This window comes from Corallococcus sp. 4LFB, from assembly GCF_046520365.1.
GTDB lineage: Bacteria > Myxococcota > Myxococcia > Myxococcales > Myxococcaceae > Corallococcus > Corallococcus caeni.
Window position 1 is genome coordinate 1 of sequence record NZ_JBKGHJ010000956.1, and the last position, 1,538, is coordinate 1,538.

General features: G+C 75.9%; 1 pseudogene. It reads right to left on the reverse strand.

The features are described from left to right. A pseudogene (locus ACLEQD_RS43130) lies at nucleotides 1–1,487 on the reverse strand (hypothetical protein); the annotation flags it as partial. Nucleotides 1,488–1,538 lie beyond the last annotated feature (51 nt).

Below are 1,538 nucleotides of genomic sequence, written 5' to 3' on the forward strand. Positions count from 1 at the left end.
CGATTGACGACCCCGGTGAGCGCGATGAACGCGCCGCCCGCGGCGAGCGTGCCCACCGAGCCCCGCAGGGCGAAGGCCACGAAGCCGCGCGACACGAACGCCAGGAGCGCGCCGGCCGTGAGCAGGGCTCCGGCGAGCAGGGCCTCGGGCCGCTCGGCGCTGGTGGGCACGGTGGACCAGTTGAGGAGCGTGACGACCGTGAAGAGGGCCTGCACGAGCGCCGCGCCCGCGAAGCCATCCGTGAAGAGCGGACGTCCCCGCGCGCCGAACGGCAGGGGGAGGACGTCCAGCATCCGCCGGCCCTTCGCCCGTTCGATGTCGGGGCCGTGAAGCAGTGCGAGGAGCGCGAATCCGAAGCCCAGGCCCGACGACACGAGGGCGGCCCGCGCCGAGCCGAAGTCGGAGACGGTGCCCAGGGCCTGGGACACCGTGAGCGCGAGCCCCGTGGCCGCGAGGAAGCTCACGAGCCGGCTGCCCTCGCGCCGGACGCGGAGCAACAGCACGCCCGTCGCCACCGCCGTGGGGGCGCAGGCGAGCAGCGTCGCATGGACCCCCGTGACCTGGGCGAGCGCATCCGGCAGCACGGGCGCGACACCCAGGGCCCGCACCACCCCGAGCGCGGCGATGCCCAGCGACAGGTCCTCCAGGGGACGGAGCGCGTCACGCAGGCCCTGGCGCTCCGCCCACGCGGACTGCGCCCACCCAACCAGGCCGTACAGCACCGCCGCGAGCGCGAAGACGCAGAGGTTCGCCGCGCTGGAATCAAGCCACCGGGGCGCGCCCACGGCCGCGAGCCCTCCGAAGAGCAGCGCGACCCCGCCCAGATAGTGGAGCCCCCGCCACCTCCACCGCCCCGCGAGGTGGGCCGCGAACGCGATGACCGCGCCCGTGAACGCCCGGGGCCAGGGCAGGTCCGTCCCCTGCGTCCAGTCCACCACCGCGAAGGCGGGCAGGGTCGCCAGGGAGGCGACGACGCCCCAGGCCAGCAGCCGGTTGCGCAAGACGCCGGAGGCCGTCGCGCGCGCCAGGAGCAGCAGCCCGGACGCCACCACCGCGACGCCGAAGCACCACCACGCCGGCGTGCCAGGGGCCTGCATGTGCGCGACCAGCGCCCCCGCGAGCAGCGCGGCCATGACGGCCGGATGCACCAGCGCCCTGCGCCGGAACTCCAGCAGGAAGAAGACGAGCGACGCCAGCAAGGGCGCGCAGACGGATGCCACGTCCACCCAGGGCTGCTCGCCCGGGAAGGTCGAGAAGGCGCCGAGGGCCCCCGCGAGCGCACCGCTGGCGACCACCGCGTGCGCCAGCGTCTCGAACACCGGGGCCGCGCGGGGATACAGCGCCCGGACGGCCTCCGAGGACGACGCCACCGCCACCACCGCGCCCAGCGCCACCGCCCAGAGCACGAGGCCCGCGAACAGGGCGCTCCCTGGCTCCAGCGCCTCGAACCCGGAGGGCCGCTCGCCACGCAGAAGACCGCCAGCCACAGCGCGCCATAGAGCGCGGCGCCGACGCCGACGAACGAAGCCCTGCCCGCG